General features: G+C 32.5%; 18 protein-coding genes. 14 read left to right on the forward strand and 4 right to left on the reverse strand.

Annotated elements, in window-relative coordinates:
- The first annotated feature begins 5 nt into the window (after positions 1 to 5).
- From N5D03_RS02290 to N5D03_RS02300, 3 genes are read left to right on the forward strand one after another with little or no spacing between them, the layout of a single operon-like run.
- Positions 6 to 815: a hypothetical protein gene (locus N5D03_RS02290; RefSeq protein ID WP_280035038.1), complete on the forward strand. Its 810-nt coding sequence runs from the start codon at positions 6 to 8 to the stop codon at positions 813 to 815.
- Positions 808 to 1,596 (forward strand): hypothetical protein, encoded by a 789-nt coding sequence (locus N5D03_RS02295; RefSeq protein WP_125349138.1) that lies wholly within the window; start codon positions 808 to 810, stop codon positions 1,594 to 1,596. Before N5D03_RS02290 ends, N5D03_RS02295 begins: the two co-directional genes overlap by 8 nt.
- Positions 1,589 to 2,365, forward strand: a complete 777-nt coding sequence (locus N5D03_RS02300) for a hypothetical protein (protein WP_038336013.1) — start codon at positions 1,589 to 1,591, stop codon at positions 2,363 to 2,365. Before N5D03_RS02295 ends, N5D03_RS02300 begins: the two co-directional genes overlap by 8 nt.
- Positions 2,366 to 2,522: 157 nt before the next feature.
- Here the strand turns inward: N5D03_RS02300 and N5D03_RS02305 are convergent, their stop codons facing one another.
- The 3 genes from N5D03_RS02305 to panC all read right to left on the reverse strand — a co-directional run bounded on the left by N5D03_RS02305 (position 2,523) and on the right by panC (position 4,841).
- The gene (locus N5D03_RS02305; protein ID WP_280050835.1) at positions 2,523 to 3,542 is read right to left on the reverse strand and encodes a lysylphosphatidylglycerol synthase transmembrane domain-containing protein; all 1,020 of its coding nucleotides are present in this window, start codon (positions 3,540 to 3,542) and stop codon (positions 2,523 to 2,525) included.
- A 23-nt stretch (positions 3,543 to 3,565) separates the two neighbouring features.
- Positions 3,566 to 3,913 carry an aspartate 1-decarboxylase gene (gene panD / locus N5D03_RS02310; protein WP_038336011.1) on the reverse strand — a complete coding sequence of 116 codons (348 nt, stop codon included), beginning with the start codon at positions 3,911 to 3,913 and terminating at the stop codon, positions 3,566 to 3,568.
- An 85-nt stretch (positions 3,914 to 3,998) separates the two neighbouring features.
- Positions 3,999 to 4,841, reverse strand: a complete 843-nt coding sequence (panC, locus tag N5D03_RS02315; protein ID WP_125349141.1) for a pantoate--beta-alanine ligase — start codon at positions 4,839 to 4,841, stop codon at positions 3,999 to 4,001.
- Between the two features lie 118 nt (positions 4,842 to 4,959).
- Between panC and N5D03_RS02320 the strand changes: the two genes are divergently transcribed.
- The 6 genes from N5D03_RS02320 to N5D03_RS02345 all read left to right on the forward strand — a co-directional run bounded on the left by N5D03_RS02320 (position 4,960) and on the right by N5D03_RS02345 (position 12,134).
- A complete protein-coding gene (locus N5D03_RS02320) occupies positions 4,960 to 5,772 on the forward strand; it encodes a glycogen/starch synthase (RefSeq protein WP_280050836.1) in 813 nt (270 codons plus the stop codon).
- A 15-nt stretch (positions 5,773 to 5,787) separates the two neighbouring features.
- Positions 5,788 to 7,398 (forward strand): DUF4270 family protein, encoded by a 1,611-nt coding sequence (locus tag N5D03_RS02325; protein ID WP_280050837.1) that lies wholly within the window; start codon positions 5,788 to 5,790, stop codon positions 7,396 to 7,398.
- A 45-nt stretch (positions 7,399 to 7,443) separates the two neighbouring features.
- The gene (gene glmS, locus N5D03_RS02330; protein ID WP_280050838.1) at positions 7,444 to 9,291 is read left to right on the forward strand and encodes a glutamine--fructose-6-phosphate transaminase (isomerizing); all 1,848 of its coding nucleotides are present in this window, start codon (positions 7,444 to 7,446) and stop codon (positions 9,289 to 9,291) included.
- Between the two features lie 104 nt (positions 9,292 to 9,395).
- Complete coding sequence (locus N5D03_RS02335; protein WP_280050839.1) at positions 9,396 to 9,983, forward strand: riboflavin synthase; 588 nt, start codon at positions 9,396 to 9,398, stop codon at positions 9,981 to 9,983.
- 2 nt (positions 9,984 to 9,985) lie between these two features.
- Positions 9,986 to 11,434: an ATP-binding protein gene (locus N5D03_RS02340; RefSeq protein WP_280050840.1), complete on the forward strand. Its 1,449-nt coding sequence runs from the start codon at positions 9,986 to 9,988 to the stop codon at positions 11,432 to 11,434.
- Between the two features lie 49 nt (positions 11,435 to 11,483).
- Positions 11,484 to 12,134 (forward strand): methyltransferase, encoded by a 651-nt coding sequence (locus N5D03_RS02345; RefSeq protein WP_280050841.1) that lies wholly within the window; start codon positions 11,484 to 11,486, stop codon positions 12,132 to 12,134.
- A 192-nt stretch (positions 12,135 to 12,326) separates the two neighbouring features.
- On the opposite strand, the gene pckA is transcribed toward N5D03_RS02345, so the two are convergent.
- A complete protein-coding gene (gene pckA / locus N5D03_RS02350; protein ID WP_280050842.1) occupies positions 12,327 to 13,898 on the reverse strand; it encodes a phosphoenolpyruvate carboxykinase (ATP) in 1,572 nt (523 codons plus the stop codon).
- A 228-nt stretch (positions 13,899 to 14,126) separates the two neighbouring features.
- Here pckA and N5D03_RS02355 point away from each other — a divergent pair, with 228 nt between their 5' ends.
- The 5 genes from N5D03_RS02355 to pyk are packed head-to-tail and all read left to right on the forward strand — an operon-like array spanning position 14,127 to position 18,320.
- Positions 14,127 to 14,363, forward strand: a complete 237-nt coding sequence (locus N5D03_RS02355; RefSeq protein WP_038336002.1) for an acyl carrier protein — start codon at positions 14,127 to 14,129, stop codon at positions 14,361 to 14,363.
- A 13-nt stretch (positions 14,364 to 14,376) separates the two neighbouring features.
- A complete protein-coding gene (fabF, locus tag N5D03_RS02360) occupies positions 14,377 to 15,630 on the forward strand; it encodes a beta-ketoacyl-ACP synthase II (RefSeq protein ID WP_038336001.1) in 1,254 nt (417 codons plus the stop codon).
- Positions 15,630 to 16,382, forward strand: a complete 753-nt coding sequence (gene rnc / locus N5D03_RS02365; RefSeq protein WP_038336000.1) for a ribonuclease III — start codon at positions 15,630 to 15,632, stop codon at positions 16,380 to 16,382. The genes fabF and rnc overlap by 1 nt, the downstream gene beginning before the upstream one ends.
- Positions 16,383 to 16,386: 4 nt before the next feature.
- Positions 16,387 to 16,845 carry an IPExxxVDY family protein gene (locus N5D03_RS02370; protein WP_114998513.1) on the forward strand — a complete coding sequence of 153 codons (459 nt, stop codon included), beginning with the start codon at positions 16,387 to 16,389 and terminating at the stop codon, positions 16,843 to 16,845.
- Between the two features lie 32 nt (positions 16,846 to 16,877).
- A complete protein-coding gene (pyk, locus tag N5D03_RS02375) occupies positions 16,878 to 18,320 on the forward strand; it encodes a pyruvate kinase (protein ID WP_280050843.1) in 1,443 nt (480 codons plus the stop codon).
- The last annotated feature ends 41 nt before the right edge of the window (positions 18,321 to 18,361 follow it).

Genomic DNA, 18,361 nt, shown 5'->3' on the forward strand with positions numbered 1-18,361 from the left:
TGCCAATGAAAAGAACTTTATTTCTTAGCTTTTTTTATATTTTTTGTATTTCTGTCAATGCACAATCGACTTTAATTTCGGGGAAAATTATGGTAGATAATGCGGATGAAATCGTTAATCTTGATGATTTTGTAATCGAAAATTTAACGTCAAATGCACGAACAAAATCAAATGAAAAAGGTCTTTTTTCGATTCGAGTTCAGCCAAACGATGTTTTACTTTTTAAACAAATTGGAATTGAAGAACGTCAGCTTAAGATTTCTGAATCAATGATTAGAAAAGGTTTTATAGACGTTCATCTAAATGTTGAAGTGATAGAATTATCCGAAACGAAAATAAAACCGCTTAAAAAGAATTGGAAAGAAAATATTAGCAAAGAAGAAACGCAAAGCGAAAAAATCAATAAAAGTTTAGGTATTAATGAAGAATTTAAAAATGATATGGTGAAAGCCTATTTTGCTTCGGAATATCTTCGAAAATTAAGAGTTCCCATTCGTTATGAAAATGTGATGGGTTTGATAGAGCAATATTCGGACAAAGAAGTGCAGACGTATAAACATTTTCTGAAAAAGAAAAACCTTGATAAATACGATAAAATCATTCAGCTCAAAGATTATTTCACCGAATATTATTTTGCACATGATTTGAAAATTCCGAAAGGAAATATTCTTGATTTTATTCATTATTGCTTTGTTGAGTTTAAGTTAGAACCACTTTTTAAAGCAAATAATTATGATAAAATCACTTTAATTTTCGAAGAACAAGCACCAAATTATCTTTCTACTATCAACCAAAAAACAATCGAACATGAGTAAAATTTTATTCTTTTTATTCATCATTTCATCAACTTATCTTCAAGCACAAAGCACTTTAATCACAGGAAAAATTATTGTGGATGATGCAGAAGAGGTTATTGATTTGGAAGGAACTTCGATTGAAAATTTAACGACAAAAGCCAAAACAAAAACGAATAATGTTGGCTTATTTTCGATCAATGTGAACTTGAATGATGAATTGATAATCAAACATACGGGAATTGAAGAAAGAAGATTGAAAGTTTCGGAAACTATGATTACAAAAGGTTTTGTGACGATTCATGTAAATATTGAAGTGATTGAATTGAAAGAAGCGAATATCTCGAAATTAGATAAAAATTCGCTCAAAAATTTGGGAAAAGAAAAATCATTTCAAGAAAAATTGAATGATGAAGCGGGTTTTACTTCTCTAGAATTTAAAGCGGAACTTAATCTTAAACATGATGAGGAAAGAGTGAATAGAACAATAAAACAAGTTGGTGGAGTTAATTTACTTGGGTTGTTAAATGTGTTTAAAAGTCCGAAAAAGCGAATGAAAAATCCAGTTCCGATAAAAGTTGTGAAAGAAGATCAATTGTCGGCGTTGCATAAATTTTTTACGACATATTATTTTGTGAATGATTTGAAAATTCCAGAAGGAAAAATAAACGAGTTTTTAGATTATTGTTATTCAAATTTTGATTTTCCGAAATTGTTGCGAGATAATAATTTTGATGAAATTCTTTTTATAATTGAAGAACAAGCGCCGGTTTATTTGTCAAAAATCAAAAAGAATGAATAAAATTTTACACGTTATAATTTTCGGTTTGATGAGCACTTTTTCTTTTGCGCAAACAACTTTGATTACTGGAAAAGTGGTAATTGATGATGGCGTTGTTGGACAAGATGCTGTGGATCATATTTTGATTATGAACGAAATGACTAATGCTAGAGTTTTGACAAACGAAAATGGAATGTTTTCGATCAAAGCTTCTGTTGGAGATGAATTGGTGATTGCACATGATTTTTATATCGAACGAAAAATCAAAATTACATCGGATATTTTAGCAAAAGGAATGCTGACGATTCATTTGAATATTGAAACGATTGAACTAGCTGAAGCGCGAATTAATACATTAGATAAAAATTTTAAGAATAACATCAAGTTAGAACACGGAAAAGTAGATGAATTGTATGATAATTTGAATTTGGGTTTTGATCCAAATTTGCGTTTCCGAAAGATAAATCCTAACATGACTTCTACAATTAATAATAATGGATTGTTGGATCCGTCGAATTGGATAGCAACTATTTCTGGACAAAAGAAGAAAGATAAAAAACAAAATGAATATTTCAAAAAGGTAGATAAAATCATAGATTTAGAGAATTATTTCACCATAAATTATTTCATCGAAACATTGAATATTCCCGAAAATAAAGTCACCGATTATGTGCGATATTGTTATGCGAATTTTGAATTAGAAAAACTTGTAAAAGAAAATAAATACGATAAAATCACAGAAATTTTAGAGGAACAAGCGCCTAAATATTTGGAAATGATAAAGAAATAAAATGTATATTTAATAAAACTTATTAGCTATGGAAGTACTTTTTGTATTGTTTGTTAATATTATTTTCTTTCTAATTATGAAAATAAGTTATAGAATAAATCCTTGGGAAATCAATAAAATGGTAAAGCTTTGGAATCGTAGTTTTGGAGGTATGAGATTATTGTGTAGAATCTCGTCGAATTCGTGCGATTTTGTAAATAGCAATCAATCCAAAACTAATCATCGATACAACTTGAGCTATATAAAGAATTAACCCAAAATAATCGCCAATTGCTCGTCCTTCGTGCTGATCTCCGCCTTTTGCTAAATAAACGGCCGAAAATGCAATCGACATAATATACGGATAAGCCAAACCTCCCGAAACAGGCAAAATCATTCCCAAAGATCCTGCAATCAATAGAAATAAACCTTCTGGTATACTAAAATTTTTGGTGTCTGGAAAAGCAAAGAAAACAAGGAAAGTCATTAGGAAATAACAAATCCAAAGTGCGAAAGAATAAAAAATGAATAAGCCTCTTTTTTCTAATTTCGAGATTGATTTTATACCTTCCCAAAGTCCAAATAGAAAGGTTTTGATTTTTTCAAAAAACTTTAATTGACTAATTTTTTTCCAGAAAATAGCGATTAATCCAATTCCTAAAACAAGAACTCCAATTGTGATGTAGTATTTTAAGAAAGAAGGTTCAGCTGTTGGTTGATGTACTTTTTCTTTGTTTCCTAATTCTACAAATTTGATGAATGTTTCGTAATTGAAAATAAGTGTTAAACCGAAAAATAATCCCAAAAATAAAACGTCAATTACACGTTCTAAAATTACCGTTCCGAAAGATTTCTCAAACGGCACTTTTTCCATTTTATAGAAACTTGTTGCACGAGCAACTTCACCACTTCGAGGAATGGTCAAGTTCATAAAATATGCAAATGCAATAGCCCAAAAACCAGATGAGGTTTGTGTATTGTAGCCCATTGGCTTTAGAAGAAGATTCCAACGAGCGGCGCGTATCCAATACGTGAGAATACTGATTGCCATAGATGCAAAAATCCAAAAATAATTGGTTTGTTTTAAAACTTTTGCAACTCGTTCGAAATCAATTTGCTTCACTGTTACCACGACAAAAAATACGGCTAACAATGAAGCAGTGATTAAGAAGAGCGATTGTTTGATCTTACTCTTCATATAAATTGTTGAAAATTAATTTCTTAATCTAAACGATTGTTCTCGTTAGGGAAAACAATTGTTGGTTCGTATGTTTTGGCTTCCTCAAACTCCATCATCGCATACGTAATGATGATAACTGTGTCACCAACTTGTACTTTACGCGCTGCAGGTCCATTCAGACAGATTTCGCCACTTCCACGTTTACCTTTTATAATATAAGTTTCAAATCGTTCGCCATTCTCTTGTACCACGATTTGTACTTTCTGACCCACAACCATATTGGCAGCATCTATCAAATCTTCGTCGATTGTAATACTTCCGATGTAGTTTAATTTTGCGTCTGTTACCTTAACTCTATGTATCTTAGAGTGAAAAACTTCTACCATCATAATCTTGCAAAGTTACACTGAACTTATAAATTTCAAAACCTGTTTCAATATTTTTCTATTGATTTGAGAAATTTATTATATTTAATTAAAACTGAATATTATCGATTAAACGTACATCACCTGCATAGGCAACGACAAATCCACGAATATTATAGGCCTCAGAAAAATGTTCGATAGACAACAAGGTTTCTTCATCTGTTATTTCAAAATATTCTAATTCGAAGGGTGAATTTTTGAATTCATTTTCGACGAAAGCTTTTACTTCAGCAACATCTTTTCCTTCATTTTTTAGCGTTACAGCTTGCGATAAAATTGAATAAATTTGAGGGGCATCCGAAGTTTGTTGCGTTGATAAACGTGCATTTCTTGAACTAAATGCTAAACCAGAATCTGCTCTATGAATTGGCATTGGAACAATTTCGACATCTAAATTTTCTTGTTTTACCATTTCTTGAATGATACGAATTTGCTGAAAATCTTTTTCTCCAAAATATGCTCTTGTTGGCTGAACTGCTTTGAATAATTTGCAAACAATTGTAGCCACTCCATCAAAATGTCCAGGGCGAGAAGCACCTTCCATCACTTGGTCTATTGTGCCAAAATCGTAGTGTTTTGCACCTTCATTTGCTTCATATAAATCCTCAATAGTAGGTATATAGACAAAATCGCAGCCATTTTTTATTAACAATTCTTTATCATTTTCCTCAGTTCGAGGATATTTTGCTAAATCTTCTGCATTATTAAATTGTGTCGGATTGACAAAAATGCTGACGATTGTGTAGTCGTTTTGAGCTTTAGAAGCTTTGACCAAAGACATGTGACCTTCGTGTAAAGCGCCCATTGTAGGGATAAAGCCAATGGTTTTGTTTTGGTTTTTTAACTCGACGATTGCGGGAGTTAATTTTTCCTTTTCGTTAAATATAACCATAACACTGATTTGTTAAAAAAAAACTAATATCTCGCAAAGCTACTATAAGCAAATAATATATCAACATTTTTTTGTAAATTTGTGCCTTATTATTCATTAGGAAAAGAGAGTAGAAATTATGGAAGGAAAGCGCATATTGTATGTAACAACAGAAATGGTACCTTACGTTCCTGAAAATCCGATGTCTTCACAAGCATTAGATTTGCCAAAAATCATGCAAAGTAGTGGCGCAGATGTAAGAATCTTTATGCCAAGATTTGGAGCAATTAACGAAAGAAGACACCAATTACACGAAGTAATACGACTTTCAGGTATGAACATGATTATTAATGATTTGGATCAACCCTTAATCATTAAAGTCGCTTCTGTTCCAGGAGAAAGATTACAAGTGTATTTTATTGATAACGAAGAATATTTCAAGCGTAAAGAAGTTTATGGAGAAGTTAATGGATTATTTTCTGATAACGACGAGCGTTCTATTTTCTTCGCAAAAGGAGTTTTAGAGACAGTAAAAAAATTAAACTGGAAACCAGATGTTGTTCACGTAATGGGTTGGATGTCTAGTTTAGTACCATTGTATCTAAAAAAATATTATTCTGACGATCCTTTCTTTCAAGATGCAAAAGTTGTTGTTTCTTTATTTGACAACGGATTTGAAGGAGAATTAGATAACGAATTAGTTAAAAAGTTAGCTTTTGATAAAGTAGAAGCTGATGTACAAACATATTTAGAAAAACCTACACATTTGGGTATGATTCAAGCTTCTTTACAATATGCAGATGCAGTTGCGAAAGGGGAAGATTTGATTCCAGAAGATGTGAAAAACTATATCAACCAACAAAATATTCCTCTATTAGACTATTGTTCTAAAGAGCAAGCTAAAGAAGTTTACAACAACTTCTATCTTGAGGAAGTAATGAACTCTAATTAAAATCTGTTTAGATTAATGAAAAAATTTTTGAATGTCCTTTCTGTGTCTGTTGCAATGATGATTGGAATGGGAGCAATTGTTTCGTGTGAGGATGAAACACTAGGATTAGATAACAATGTGATTAGAGGTGAGGCAGAAGGAAATGTAAAATCCTTAGATGTTATTGCTTTTAATGCAAATTTTGATACGCTTCGTACAGATAAATTTGTACTTCAAAATGGAGCTTTTGGTGTGTACAACGAACCAATTTTTGGTTCTACATCCTCTAAGTTTTATACACAAATTAGACCTTCGTCTATTGGTGATCAGGATTTTGGAACAGAACCTAAAGTAGATTCTGTGAATTTGGTAATTCCAGTTTATTACAACACGACTAAAGATCCAATTTCTAAAGATACGATCAATCTTTCTAAACCAGGAGAGAAACCAAAAGATACAGATACAATCCAAATTACAACAAAGTATGCAGTAGATTCTTTGTATGGGAATAAGGATTTGACAATGACGTTGAAAATTAAAGACATTAATACGGTTTTATACAAAGACACAAAATATTTTTCAACATTAAGTGGACTTGAGACGCCAATTTCTGTTAATTCGAGAGTAATTGGAAAAGCTACAATCGGAAAAACAGTAACAGGAACAGTTGTTAAACAAAAAACTGAAACTTCTAATATTTCTGAGGATGTTCCTGGTTACAAAGTTTCTTTAGATCCAGATTATTTTGACGAAAAAATTATTAAAAATGCTAAAACAGGATTACTTGATGATTACGCAACATTTATTCGTGAAAATATCAAAGGTTTAGAGTTTTCTGTTGAAGAATCAAATGGATTTATTGTCAATTTTAATCCAAATAAAATTGACTTGAATATGTATTATTCATACAAAAATCCAACTGCAAAAACAGATTCAGACACAAGTTACAAAGAACGTTTGAGTGCTACTTATGCTTTTGATATGACAAATCAGTGGAATTCTGATCCTGCAAATAATGCCAATATTATTGCTTCTCAAATCGTAAATAATACAATAGGGTCTACTTATTCTACAATCAAACCTGATGAAGTGAATGGTGATGCAAGATTGTATTTAAGCGGAATGAGTGGGAATTATGCAAAATTAAAATTCAATCAAACTCAATTAGATGAATTAAAATCTGAGATGACAAAAACTAATATTGTGATTATTGGCGCAAAATTAAAATTCTATATTGATGGTTCTACAGGTTTTCCAAAACCTCCTTATTTAGTGGCTTGGAATAATTACAAAAAAGATGATAAAGTTATAAATGAATTGTATGCAGACGTTTTAGAATTCTATAATGCATATCCTACATCAGTTCACTTTAATCCTATTGTAAAAGGAGATACTGATTATTATACAATTGATATCACGAAACATCTAAAAAGCATGTTAGAGAAAGGAAATGAGTTTAAAGATCAAACGATGTTTATTACAATGGGTAATTTTATAACATCTGTTAGTTATCCAACAACTATTAATAGTACAAATCCTTATCAAAATAATAGAGCTTATAATCCATACAGAATTGTTTTACATGGAAATAATTCGGAAGTAGCGGATAAAAAGCTGAAATTATTGGTATATTACTCTCAAAAATAGGGCGTATTATATTTAACGAATTTAACTAAAATACTATAAAATATTATGTGTGGAATTGTAGGATATATTGGACATCGCGAAGCGTACCCAATTATTATTAATGGACTAAAAAGACTAGAATATCGTGGATATGATAGTGCAGGTTTAGTTCTTTCTACTGGTACCGATTTTGAATTGGTAAAAACAAAAGGAAAAGTTTCAGATTTAGAAGATAAATCAGAAAATTTAGATAAAACACCTCATTTAGGAATTGGGCATACACGTTGGGCAACACATGGTGTGCCAAATGATGTAAACTCTCATCCACATATGTCTAATAATGGACGTTTGGTATTGGTTCATAACGGAATTATTGAAAATTATGAATCAATCAAACAATTATTAAAAGACAAAGGGTACGTTTTTCATAGTGATACAGATACAGAAGTTTTAGTAAACTTTATTCAATTGTTTCAAGAAGAACAAAATTTAAACTTAACTGACGCAGTTCGTTTAGCTTTGAATGAAGTGATTGGAGCATATGCGATAGCTGTTTTAGATAAAGAAGAAGCAAATACAATTGTTGTAGGACGTTTAGGTTCTCCATTAGCAATTGGTATTGGAGAGAACGAATTTTTCGTTGCTTCTGATGCTTCTCCGTTTATCGAGTTTACAAAAGATGCGGTTTATTTGGAAGATGGTGACATGGCCACAATTACTTTAGATAAAGAAGTTGATGTACGTACAATCCATAACAATGAAGCAGTTTCTTTAGATGTTCAAGAGTTACAATTAAATATTGAAGCGATTGAAAAAGGTGGTTATGAGCATTTCATGTTAAAAGAAATCAACGAACAACCTCGTTCTATTCGTGATACAATGCGTGGACGTTTATTAGTAGACGAAGGTATTATTAAAATGGCTGGTATTTGGGATTATCAAGAAAAATTCTTGAATGCAAAACGTATCATCATTGTTGCTTGTGGAACTTCTTATCACGCAGGTTTGGTTGCAGAATACATGATTGAAGATTTCGCTCGTATTCCTGTAGAAGTTGAATATGCATCAGAATTCCGTTACCGTAATCCAATCATCAATAAACACGATGTGGTTATTGCAATTTCTCAATCAGGAGAAACAGCAGACACGTTAGCAGCGCTTAAATTAGCTAAAGAAGCTGGAGCATTTATCTTTGGAATTAATAATGTTGTAGGTTCATCAATTGCTCGTATTACAGATGCTGGTGCTTATACGCATGCAGGTCCTGAGATTGGTGTTGCTTCAACAAAAGCGTTTACAGCTCAGTTAACAATTTTAGCATTGATTGCATTAAAATTAGGAAAACACAATGGTGAATTATCAACAGAGAAATTTACATTGTTAACACGAGAATTAGAGCGTATCCCAGATTTAGTTCAACAAATTTTAGACAACTGTGAAGGGGTTGTTGATCAAATCGCAGAAAAATACAAAGACAACAGAAATGCAATTTATTTAGGACGTGGATACAACTATCCATCGGCTTTAGAAGGAGCATTAAAATTGAAAGAAATTTCATATATCCATGCAGAAGGTTATCCAGCAGCAGAAATGAAGCACGGACCAATTGCCTTATTGGACGAATATATGCCAGTTATTGTTATTGCAACGAAAAAAGGTTATTACGAAAAAGTAGTTTCTAATATTCAAGAAATTAAATCACGTAGTGCTAAAGTAATTGCAATTGTGAATGATGGTGATGATCAAGTAACTGCTATGGCAGATGATTACGTAGTAATTCCAGAAACAGCAGAAGAATTCTCTCCAATCCTAACAGCTATTCCATTACAATTATTATCGTACTGGATTGCCGTTAAATTAGGTAAGAATGTAGATCAGCCTCGTAATTTGGCAAAATCTGTTACTGTAGAGTAAAAAATTATTACAGCGTTTATATAATTAAGGGATGATGTTTTAAAATCATCCCTTTTTCATTTTATAAGTTTAATTTAATTATTAATTTCACCAAAAATAACATCATGTTTACAGGAATAGTAGAGGGAGTAGGAAAGCTTATTAAAGCGGAAAAAGATCAATCTAATTTACATTTATGGATTGAGGCTGATTTTTGTGAGGAATTAAAAATTGATCAAAGTGTTGCTCACAATGGAGTGTGTTTAACGGTTGTTGATTTCAAAGATGGGCTTTATAAAGTTACTGCTATAGAGGAAACTTTGCGAAAAACAAATTTTAACACATTAAAAAACGGAGATTTAATTAATTTAGAACGATGTTTGCAGTTCAATGGTCGTATCGATGGTCATATTGTTCAAGGACATGTTGATCAAACTGGAAAAATTGTTTCGATAGAAAACCAAAATGGTAGCTTTTTTGTTACAGTAGAATATGATGAAGCATCGTCTGGAAATGTTACAGTAGAAAAAGGTTCGATTTGTCTTAACGGAATTAGTTTAACAGTTGTAGACAGTAAAGTTGGACAGTTTTCGGTTGCAATTATTCCATATACTTGGGAGTTTACAAACCTTAATCAAGTGAAAGTGGGCGATACAATGAATTTAGAATTTGATATCTTAGGAAAATACGTCAAAAGATTATTCCAACAATAAAAATGATTAGAAAAAAAAATAACCTATCGCTACCCGTTCGTATTATCATTTATATGGTAACGATTTTGTTATTTACAGCAGGTGCTATCTTGCTGATTACTGCCAATCATTTCAATGAACAAACTAAACAATATCACGAAGATATTCTCAAACGAAAAGTTAGAGCGGTAGAGTCTGCGATAGATTACGAAATGGATAATTATCCTGGAATTGCAACCAAAGATAATATTCACGAGATTTTAGAAGATGGTTTTCTTCGCATCGGTGATATCAATAAAACCGATATTGTAATTTATGATTTACGTGGTAATAAAATTTTAACCACTCAGCCGGTTTCAACGACTTATAATGTTTTGCCTCAAAAAATATTAGACAAACTACAAAAGTCAAATGATTTTATTGTAACGAATAAAGATACCGCTGATGATAACAATCTTTATTCGTCTTATAGTCATATCAAAAATTATTACAATGAAAACATTGCTATTCTCTGTCTACCTTATCAATCTAACCAAGATTTTTTACAACAAGACATGTTTACCTTAATTGGGAGTTATGGATTAGCTTTTGGAGTTATTCTTTTGTTTGGGACGTTAGCGGTTTATTTTGTTACTAAACGTACATTGAATAAACTTTGGTCGTTTGCAGATCGTATTCGTGAAACAGAAGTTATTGTAAACAATATGCCGATTCGTTACGATGGTAACGATGAAATAAAGGTTCTGGTAGATTCTTATAATGATATGTTGTACCGATTGCGGGAACAATCAGATTTGTTGGCTAAACAAGAACGTGAAGAAGCCTGGAGAGATTTTGCAAAACAAGTGGCGCATGAAATCAAAAATCCATTAACACCAATGCGATTAATGCTACAGAATTATATGCGAAAATTTGATATCAATGATCCGAATCTTGAAGAAAAGACGATGCGAACAACTAATATTTTATTGCAACAAATTGATACCATTTCTGCGATTGCCGAAGCTTTTTCAGATTTTGCTAAAATGCCTTCTCGTAACGATGAAAAAATCGATGTAGTTGATGTTATAAAAAACACGCTTTATGTTTTTCCAATGGAGTTCATCGAATTTAATTATTCTCCAAACATCATCATGATGCGTTTTGATAAACAATATTTGAATCGAATTATTACAAATATTACAAAAAATGCGTTTCAATCTATTCCACAATCTCGTACAGCAAAAGTGAGAGTAGATGTGGCGTTAGTTAAAGATTTTCTTCATATCACCATTCAAGATAATGGGAATGGAATTCCTATCGAATCACAAGATTCTATTTTTGTTCCAAAGTTTACAACAAAGAATAGTGGAATGGGAATTGGTTTACCAATGGTCAAAAAAATTATTGACGATTATGACGGATCAATTCGTTTCGAAACCGAAATTTCTGTCGGTACAACATTCTACATTTTGATTCCTTACAATGAATAGAAAACCTTTTCGATTCAAACAATTCGAAATTTTTCAAGATAAAACCGCAATGAAAGTAGGCACAGATGGTGTTTTACTTGGCGCTTGGGCTGATTTAAAAAGTGGAAATACTATTTTAGACATTGGTACAGGAACTGGATTAATTTCGTTGATGTTAGCGCAACGTTTTCCTCTTTCTATGATTGAGGCAATAGAAATTGATAACGATGCTTTTTTACAAGCAAAAGAAAATTTCGAGAATGCACCTTTTTCAGATCGATTAACCATTTTTAATTCATCGCTTCAAGATTATTCAACCAATAAAAAATATGATTTGATTGTCAGTAATCCACCTTTTTTTGTGGTGAATGATACTGTTGATTTTGATGCGCGTAAACAAGCACGCCAGCAAGAAACCTTGACTTTCGAAGAATTAATAAAAAAAACTGCCGAATTACTACAAAAAGACGGATTAGCGAGTTTTATAATTCCATACGATCAAATGGGTGATTTTTGTATGATAACGGCTCAAAACGCTTTAAAATTATCTAGAGTTGTTTATATCAAAGGGAATTCGACAACGGTTACAAAACGTGTGTTGTTAGAATTTAGTTTTCATGAAAAAGATATACAAGAAAAAGAATTAATTATCGAAGTCGATCGTCATCAATACACAGAAGATTATATCGATTTAACAAAAGACTTTTACTTGAAAATGTAATTTTCATCAAAGACGAAAAACTATGAGTAAACTACTGATTTTTTATCAAATAATCATCAATTTCTATGTGTCTATGTGGAAAATTATTCAAAGTATAAAAACATAAAAAAAACCGAGCAATTTGCTCGGTTTTGTATTTATTTCTGATTTTCAAAATGAGTTAAAAACTCATTCTCAACCTCAATCTTAACCTTAAATAGTTGGTCCACCAGCTAATAAATCAGCCGTTGCAAACTCTTCAAATTTCTTGAAGTTCGCTTTGAATTTATCTGCTAATTCTTTCGCATTTGCTTCGTATGCTGCTGTAGAATCAAAAGAAGTCGCTGGACTTAATTTTTCTGAAGCAACACCTTCGATTGCAACTGGAACTTCAAATCCGAAATAAGGATCTTTTTTGAATTCAGCGTTGTTCAAATCTCCGTTTAAAGCTGCATTGATAACCGCACGTGTATCTTTTAAAGACATACGCTCTTTTTTACCATTCCAACCTGTATTGATTAACCAAACATTTACACCAGTTTTCTCAACTTTATCGCTCAACATTTCAGCATATTTAGTTGGATGTAACGGCATAAATGGCGCACCAAAACATGTAGAGAATGTAGTTTGAGGCTCTGTAACACCAGCTTCTGTACCAGCAACTTTAGATGTATATCCTGAGATAAATAAGTAAGCCGCTTGATCTGGGTTTAATTTTGCAATTGGAGGGAAAACTCCGTAAGCATCAAACGATAAGAAGAAAATATTTTTAGGATTTTTTCCTACAGATGGAACTGCAATATTTTCGATATAATCAATTGGATAAGAAACACGTGTATTTTCTGTGATAGATGTATCTGTAAAATCAACCTCGTTAGTTCCTGGAACTAATTTACAGTTTTCTAATAACGCACCATCTTTGATTGCTGCAAAAATTTCTGGCTCACCTTCTGGAGATAAGTTGATAACTTTTGCGTAACAACCACCTTCAAAATTGAAAACAGTATTGTCTTCTGTCCATCCGTGTTCGTCATCACCAATCAAACGTCTGTTTTTGTCTGCTGATAAAGTTGTTTTTCCTGTTCCAGATAAACCAAAGAACATTGCTGTATCTCCATTTTCACCAGAGTTTGCAGAACAGTGCATTGGTAAAGTATTTCTAAATACGGGCATGATGAAGTTTAAGGCAGAGAAAATACCCTTTTTCATTTCTCCTGTATAACCAGTTCCTCCGTTTAAAACGATTTTACGTTTAAAATTTAAGATAGAGAAATTGTGTTGTCTTGTACCATCTTCATTAGCGTCTGCAACAAAAGTTGGCGCATTGATAATTGTCCATTCAGAATCACCAAAGTTTTTTAATTCTTCTTCCGTTGGACGAATAAACATGTTATAGATAAATAAATTAGCAGCAGGAGTTTCTGTAATTGCTCTAATCTTTGTTTTGTAAGAATCATCAGCACAAGCAAAAGCATCACGTACATAAATTTCGCGGTTGCTTAAATGCTCAACAACTTTATCATACAAAGCGTCAAATTTATCAGAATCAAAAGGAATATTGATGTTTCCATCCCACCAAACGTTTTCTGCAGTAATATCATCTTTTACAATAAAACGGTCTTTAGGAGAACGTCCTGTAAATTCTCCTGTTAACATATTTACTGCTCCAGAAGATGTAATTTCTCCTTGTCCTAGCTCTACCATTTTCTCCGTAAGCTCTTGAGGAGATAATTGATAGTTAATTTTGGAATTTTTTATTCCGTAAGATGCCAATTCTATGCTCATTTTTGTGATTTTTATAGTATTTTAAAATATTAAAGGTAAAAACTTTGGACAAAGTTACAATAAAAAGAAGCGTGAAAAATTTGACTTATGTCATTCACTTAAACGTTTTCGTGAATATTTATTCACCATATATTTGCAAGTTCTTATGCGTGCATATAAAAAAAAGCTTGTATTTAATATAAGTTTTATATTTTTGCACTAGTTTACAACAATTAAAATTAGAAAATTATGTCTGACATTACATCAAGAGTGAAAGCGATTATCGTAGATAAATTAGGAGTTGACGAAAGCGAAGTTACGCTAGAAGCAAGTTTCACTAACGATTTAGGAGCTGATTCATTAGACACAGTAGAATTAATCATGGAATTCGAAAAAGAATTTGATATCCAAATTCCAGACGATCAAGCAGAAAAAATTTCTACTGTAGGTCAAGCTGTAACATACATCGAAGACTTAAACAAGTAATAGTTCCTATTTTATGGAATTAAAAAGAGTAGTAGTAACAGGTTTAGGCGCGCTAACACCAATCGGAAATACATACCAAGAATATTGGAATGGATTAGTGAATGGTGTAAGTGGCGCTGCGCCTATTACGCTTTTTGACGCAACTCTTTTTAAGACACAATTTGCTTGTGAGATCAAGAACTTCAATATTGAAGATCATTTTGATCGTAAAGAGGCAAGAAAAATTGACCGTTGTGCCCAATTGGGAATTATTGCAGCTAGAGAGGCAATAAAACACAGTGGAATCTTAGAAGATGCAAATGTAAACAAAGAGCGTATCGGCGTTATATGGGGATCTGGTATCGGTGGAATTAAAACTTTTGAAGAAGAAGTTTCTAATTACGCAACAGGAAATGGAACACCACGTTTCAATCCTTTCTTTATCCCTAAGATGATTGCAGATATCACGCCTGGTCATATTTCAATGGAATTTGGTCTTATGGGACCTAATTATACAACTGTTTCGGCATGTGCCTCTTCTACAAATGCAATTATTGATGCTTACATGTTATTAAGACTTGGAAAAGCTGATGCAATTGTTGCAGGAGGGTCAGAAGCAGCAATTACAGCTGCAAGTATTGGAGGTTTCAATGCATTACATGCGTTATCTACACGAAATGATGATCCACAAACTGCTTCTCGTCCATTCGACAAAGACCGCGACGGTTTTGTAATGGGAGAAGGAGCTGGAAGTATTATTTTAGAAGAATACGAACATGCAATTGCACGTGGAGCTACAATCTATGCAGAATTAGTAGGAACAGGAATGACAGCAGATGCTCACCATATTACAGCACCACATCCAGAAGGATTAGGCGCACTTAATGTGATGAGAGAGGCTTTATTAGATGCCAATATCAACGTAGAAGACGTGGATCATATCAATATGCACGGAACATCTACACCATTAGGTGATATTGCAGAATCTAAAGCAATTCAAAAATTATTTGGAGAACATGCTTATAATATTCAAATCAATTCAACAAAATCTATGACTGGTCACTTATTAGGTGGTGCAGGGATTATTGAAGCGATTTCGGCTATTGGAGCAATCAATAACAGTATCGTTCCACCAACAATTAATCATTTTACGGATGATGAAAATCTTGATCCGAAAATCGATTATACATTTAACAAAGCAAAAGAGAAAAATGTAGATTATGCATTGAGTAATACTTTTGGTTTCGGTGGTCACAATGCTTGTGTGATATTTAAGAAGTATAAGTAATGTCTTTCTTAAAAAAATTATTTTCTTTTAAAAATCATCGTGATGATTCAAATTCATCTGATCCTTTTTTGAAATTTTTGAAGTCGATTTTGGGTTATACTCCTCGCAATGTTGAGGTTTTTAAAGAAGCATTTACCCACAGATCTGCACAGAAAAAAGATGAAAATGGAAACAGTATAAACTTTGAAAGATTAGAGTTTTTAGGAGATGCATTACTTGGTGCTTCTGCAGCAATGCACTTATACTACAAAGCGCCAGATCAACAAGAAGGTTATTTGACAAAAATGCGCTCTAAAATTGTTTCGCGTAAACAATTGAATGCCGTTTCCAAACAACTTGGCTTGTTAGATTATTTGGATCCAATGAACAATCACAACAATTTAGGTGAAGATGTAAATGGTGATATGTTGGAGGCGTTGGTTGGTGCAATTTATGTTGATGGAGGCATAGATGCTGTACAAAAATTTATTCAAGTCAAAATTATTGACCCTTATGCGGATTTAGACCGTTTGGAACACACGATTACAAGTCACAAATCGTTGATTTTGGAATGGAGTCAAAAAACGAGAAATACGATAAGATTCAATACATTTGAGGAGCAAAATGCAGAAGATTTGCAGGTTTTTGTATCAGTTATCCGTCTCAATGATAAAGTCATCTCGAAAGGGAGAGGAACTTCTAAAAAGAAAGCCGAAGAAAGCGCAGCAAAACGCGCGTACTATTCGCTACAAAAGAAAATAGAAAAAGTTTAGAAACATGGCAGAATTACTCTTATATGATGATTGGATAGATTTTCATCTCATAGGCGTAAATTCTAGTTTTAACACTTCTACACAATTTATTTTCCATCTCAACTCTACTTTTGATACGCGTTTTCAGCGTATTCAGGATTTGGATATTCGGTTAGATGAGCATACTTATTTTTTCGAAACCTATCAATGGTTAGATGAAGCAAATAAAATAGATTATCATATTATTAAAAATACGCCAAATCAATACGATTTTAAAAAAAATGAAGTAGATTTATCCAATCTTTTCAAAGGGAGCGTTATTCTTGTGCCAAATTACAAGGATTGCAACTATGTAGTAAAAATCTCTGGTTGGGAAGATGAACTACAATATCTTCAACTACCATTTGTAGAAAAAGATTTTATAAAAACGATCAAAAAAATAGATATCGATTTGATTAGCAATGCAGATCAATTGGTTTTCTAACAAAATATTGTGCATAAAAAAAGGGAAAAATTATGATTTACGATAGACAATATCTTAAAAAGACAAAAATTGTCGCGACTCTAGGTCCGGCAACCGATAGTCCAGAGATTTTATTAGAAATGATGAGAAAAGGAACAGATGTGTTCCGTATCAACTTTTCGCACGCAGATTATGCGGATGTGAAACGTAAGATTGAAACAATTCATCAATTAAATAACGATCATGGCTACAATACAGCAATTTTAGCAGATTTACAAGGTCCTAAATTGCGTATTGGAAAAATGGAACACGAAGATTTTATCATCAATCCAGGAGATATTTTAACTTTCACAAACGAAGATGTTGTAGGAACGAAAGAAAAAGTTTTTATGACGTACAAAAAGTTTGCGCAAGATGTGCAAGTGGGAGAAAATATTTTGATTGATGACGGAAAATTAATCTTCAAAGTAATCGAGACAAACGGAACAGATACTGTAAAAGCAGAAACGATTCAAGGTGGTCCATTACGTTCTAAAAAAGGAGTTAACTTACCAAATACAAATATTTCTTTACCAGCTTTAACAGAAAAAGATAAAGAAGATGCAAAATTCGCAATCGAAAATCGTGTCGATTGGTTTGCATTATCTTTCGTTCGTTCTGGACAAGATGTAAAAGATTTATCAGAATTTATCAAAGAAAATGGAACATTAAAAATTCCAATTATCTCTAAAATTGAAAAACCAGAAGCATTAGAAAATATCGATGATATTTTAGAATTTTCTGATGGATTAATGGTTGCTCGTGGAGATTTAGGAGTTGAGGTTCCGTTTGAAATCGTTCCAAAAGCGCAAAAACAATTAATTGACAAAGCGAAATTAGCGCGTAAACCAGTTATTGTTGCAACGCAAATGATGGAAACAATGATTTCTAGTTTGACACCAACTCGTGCGGAGGTTTCTGATGTTGCAAATGCAGTTTTTGATGGAGCAGATGCAGTAATGTTATCTGGAGAAACTTCTGTAGGACAATATCCTGTACAAGTTATCGAGAAAATGACGAAGATTCTTCAAACTGTTGAAGATGATGAGCACGTACATGTACCAGAACACAAACCAAAGATCAAAAACGAACGTTTCGTAACTGATATGGTTTGTTACAATGCAGCTAGAATGGCAGAAGATACAGGAGCGAAAGCAATTGCAACTTTAACGTATTCTGGTTATACAGCTTTCCAAATTTCTTCTCATCGTCCAAATTCATTTATTTTGGTTTTCAATCCAAGTAAACGTATTAACCGTATGTTGAATTTGTTATGGGGAGTAAAAGCTATCAATTACGATCCTCGCGATACTTCTACAGATCAAACGGTAACTGAAGTAAATATCTTGGCGAAAAATGCAGGTTATGTAGAATATGGTGATTATATCATCAATCTGAATGCAATGCCAGCATTTGAGAAAGGAATTACCAATACACTACGTATTTCGATGATTTAATAAAATCAATACTAATACTTTAAAGCGTTCAATTTTGAACG

The organism is Empedobacter sp. GD03861 (genome assembly GCF_029840885.1).
Classification (GTDB): domain Bacteria; phylum Bacteroidota; class Bacteroidia; order Flavobacteriales; family Weeksellaceae; genus Empedobacter; species Empedobacter falsenii_B.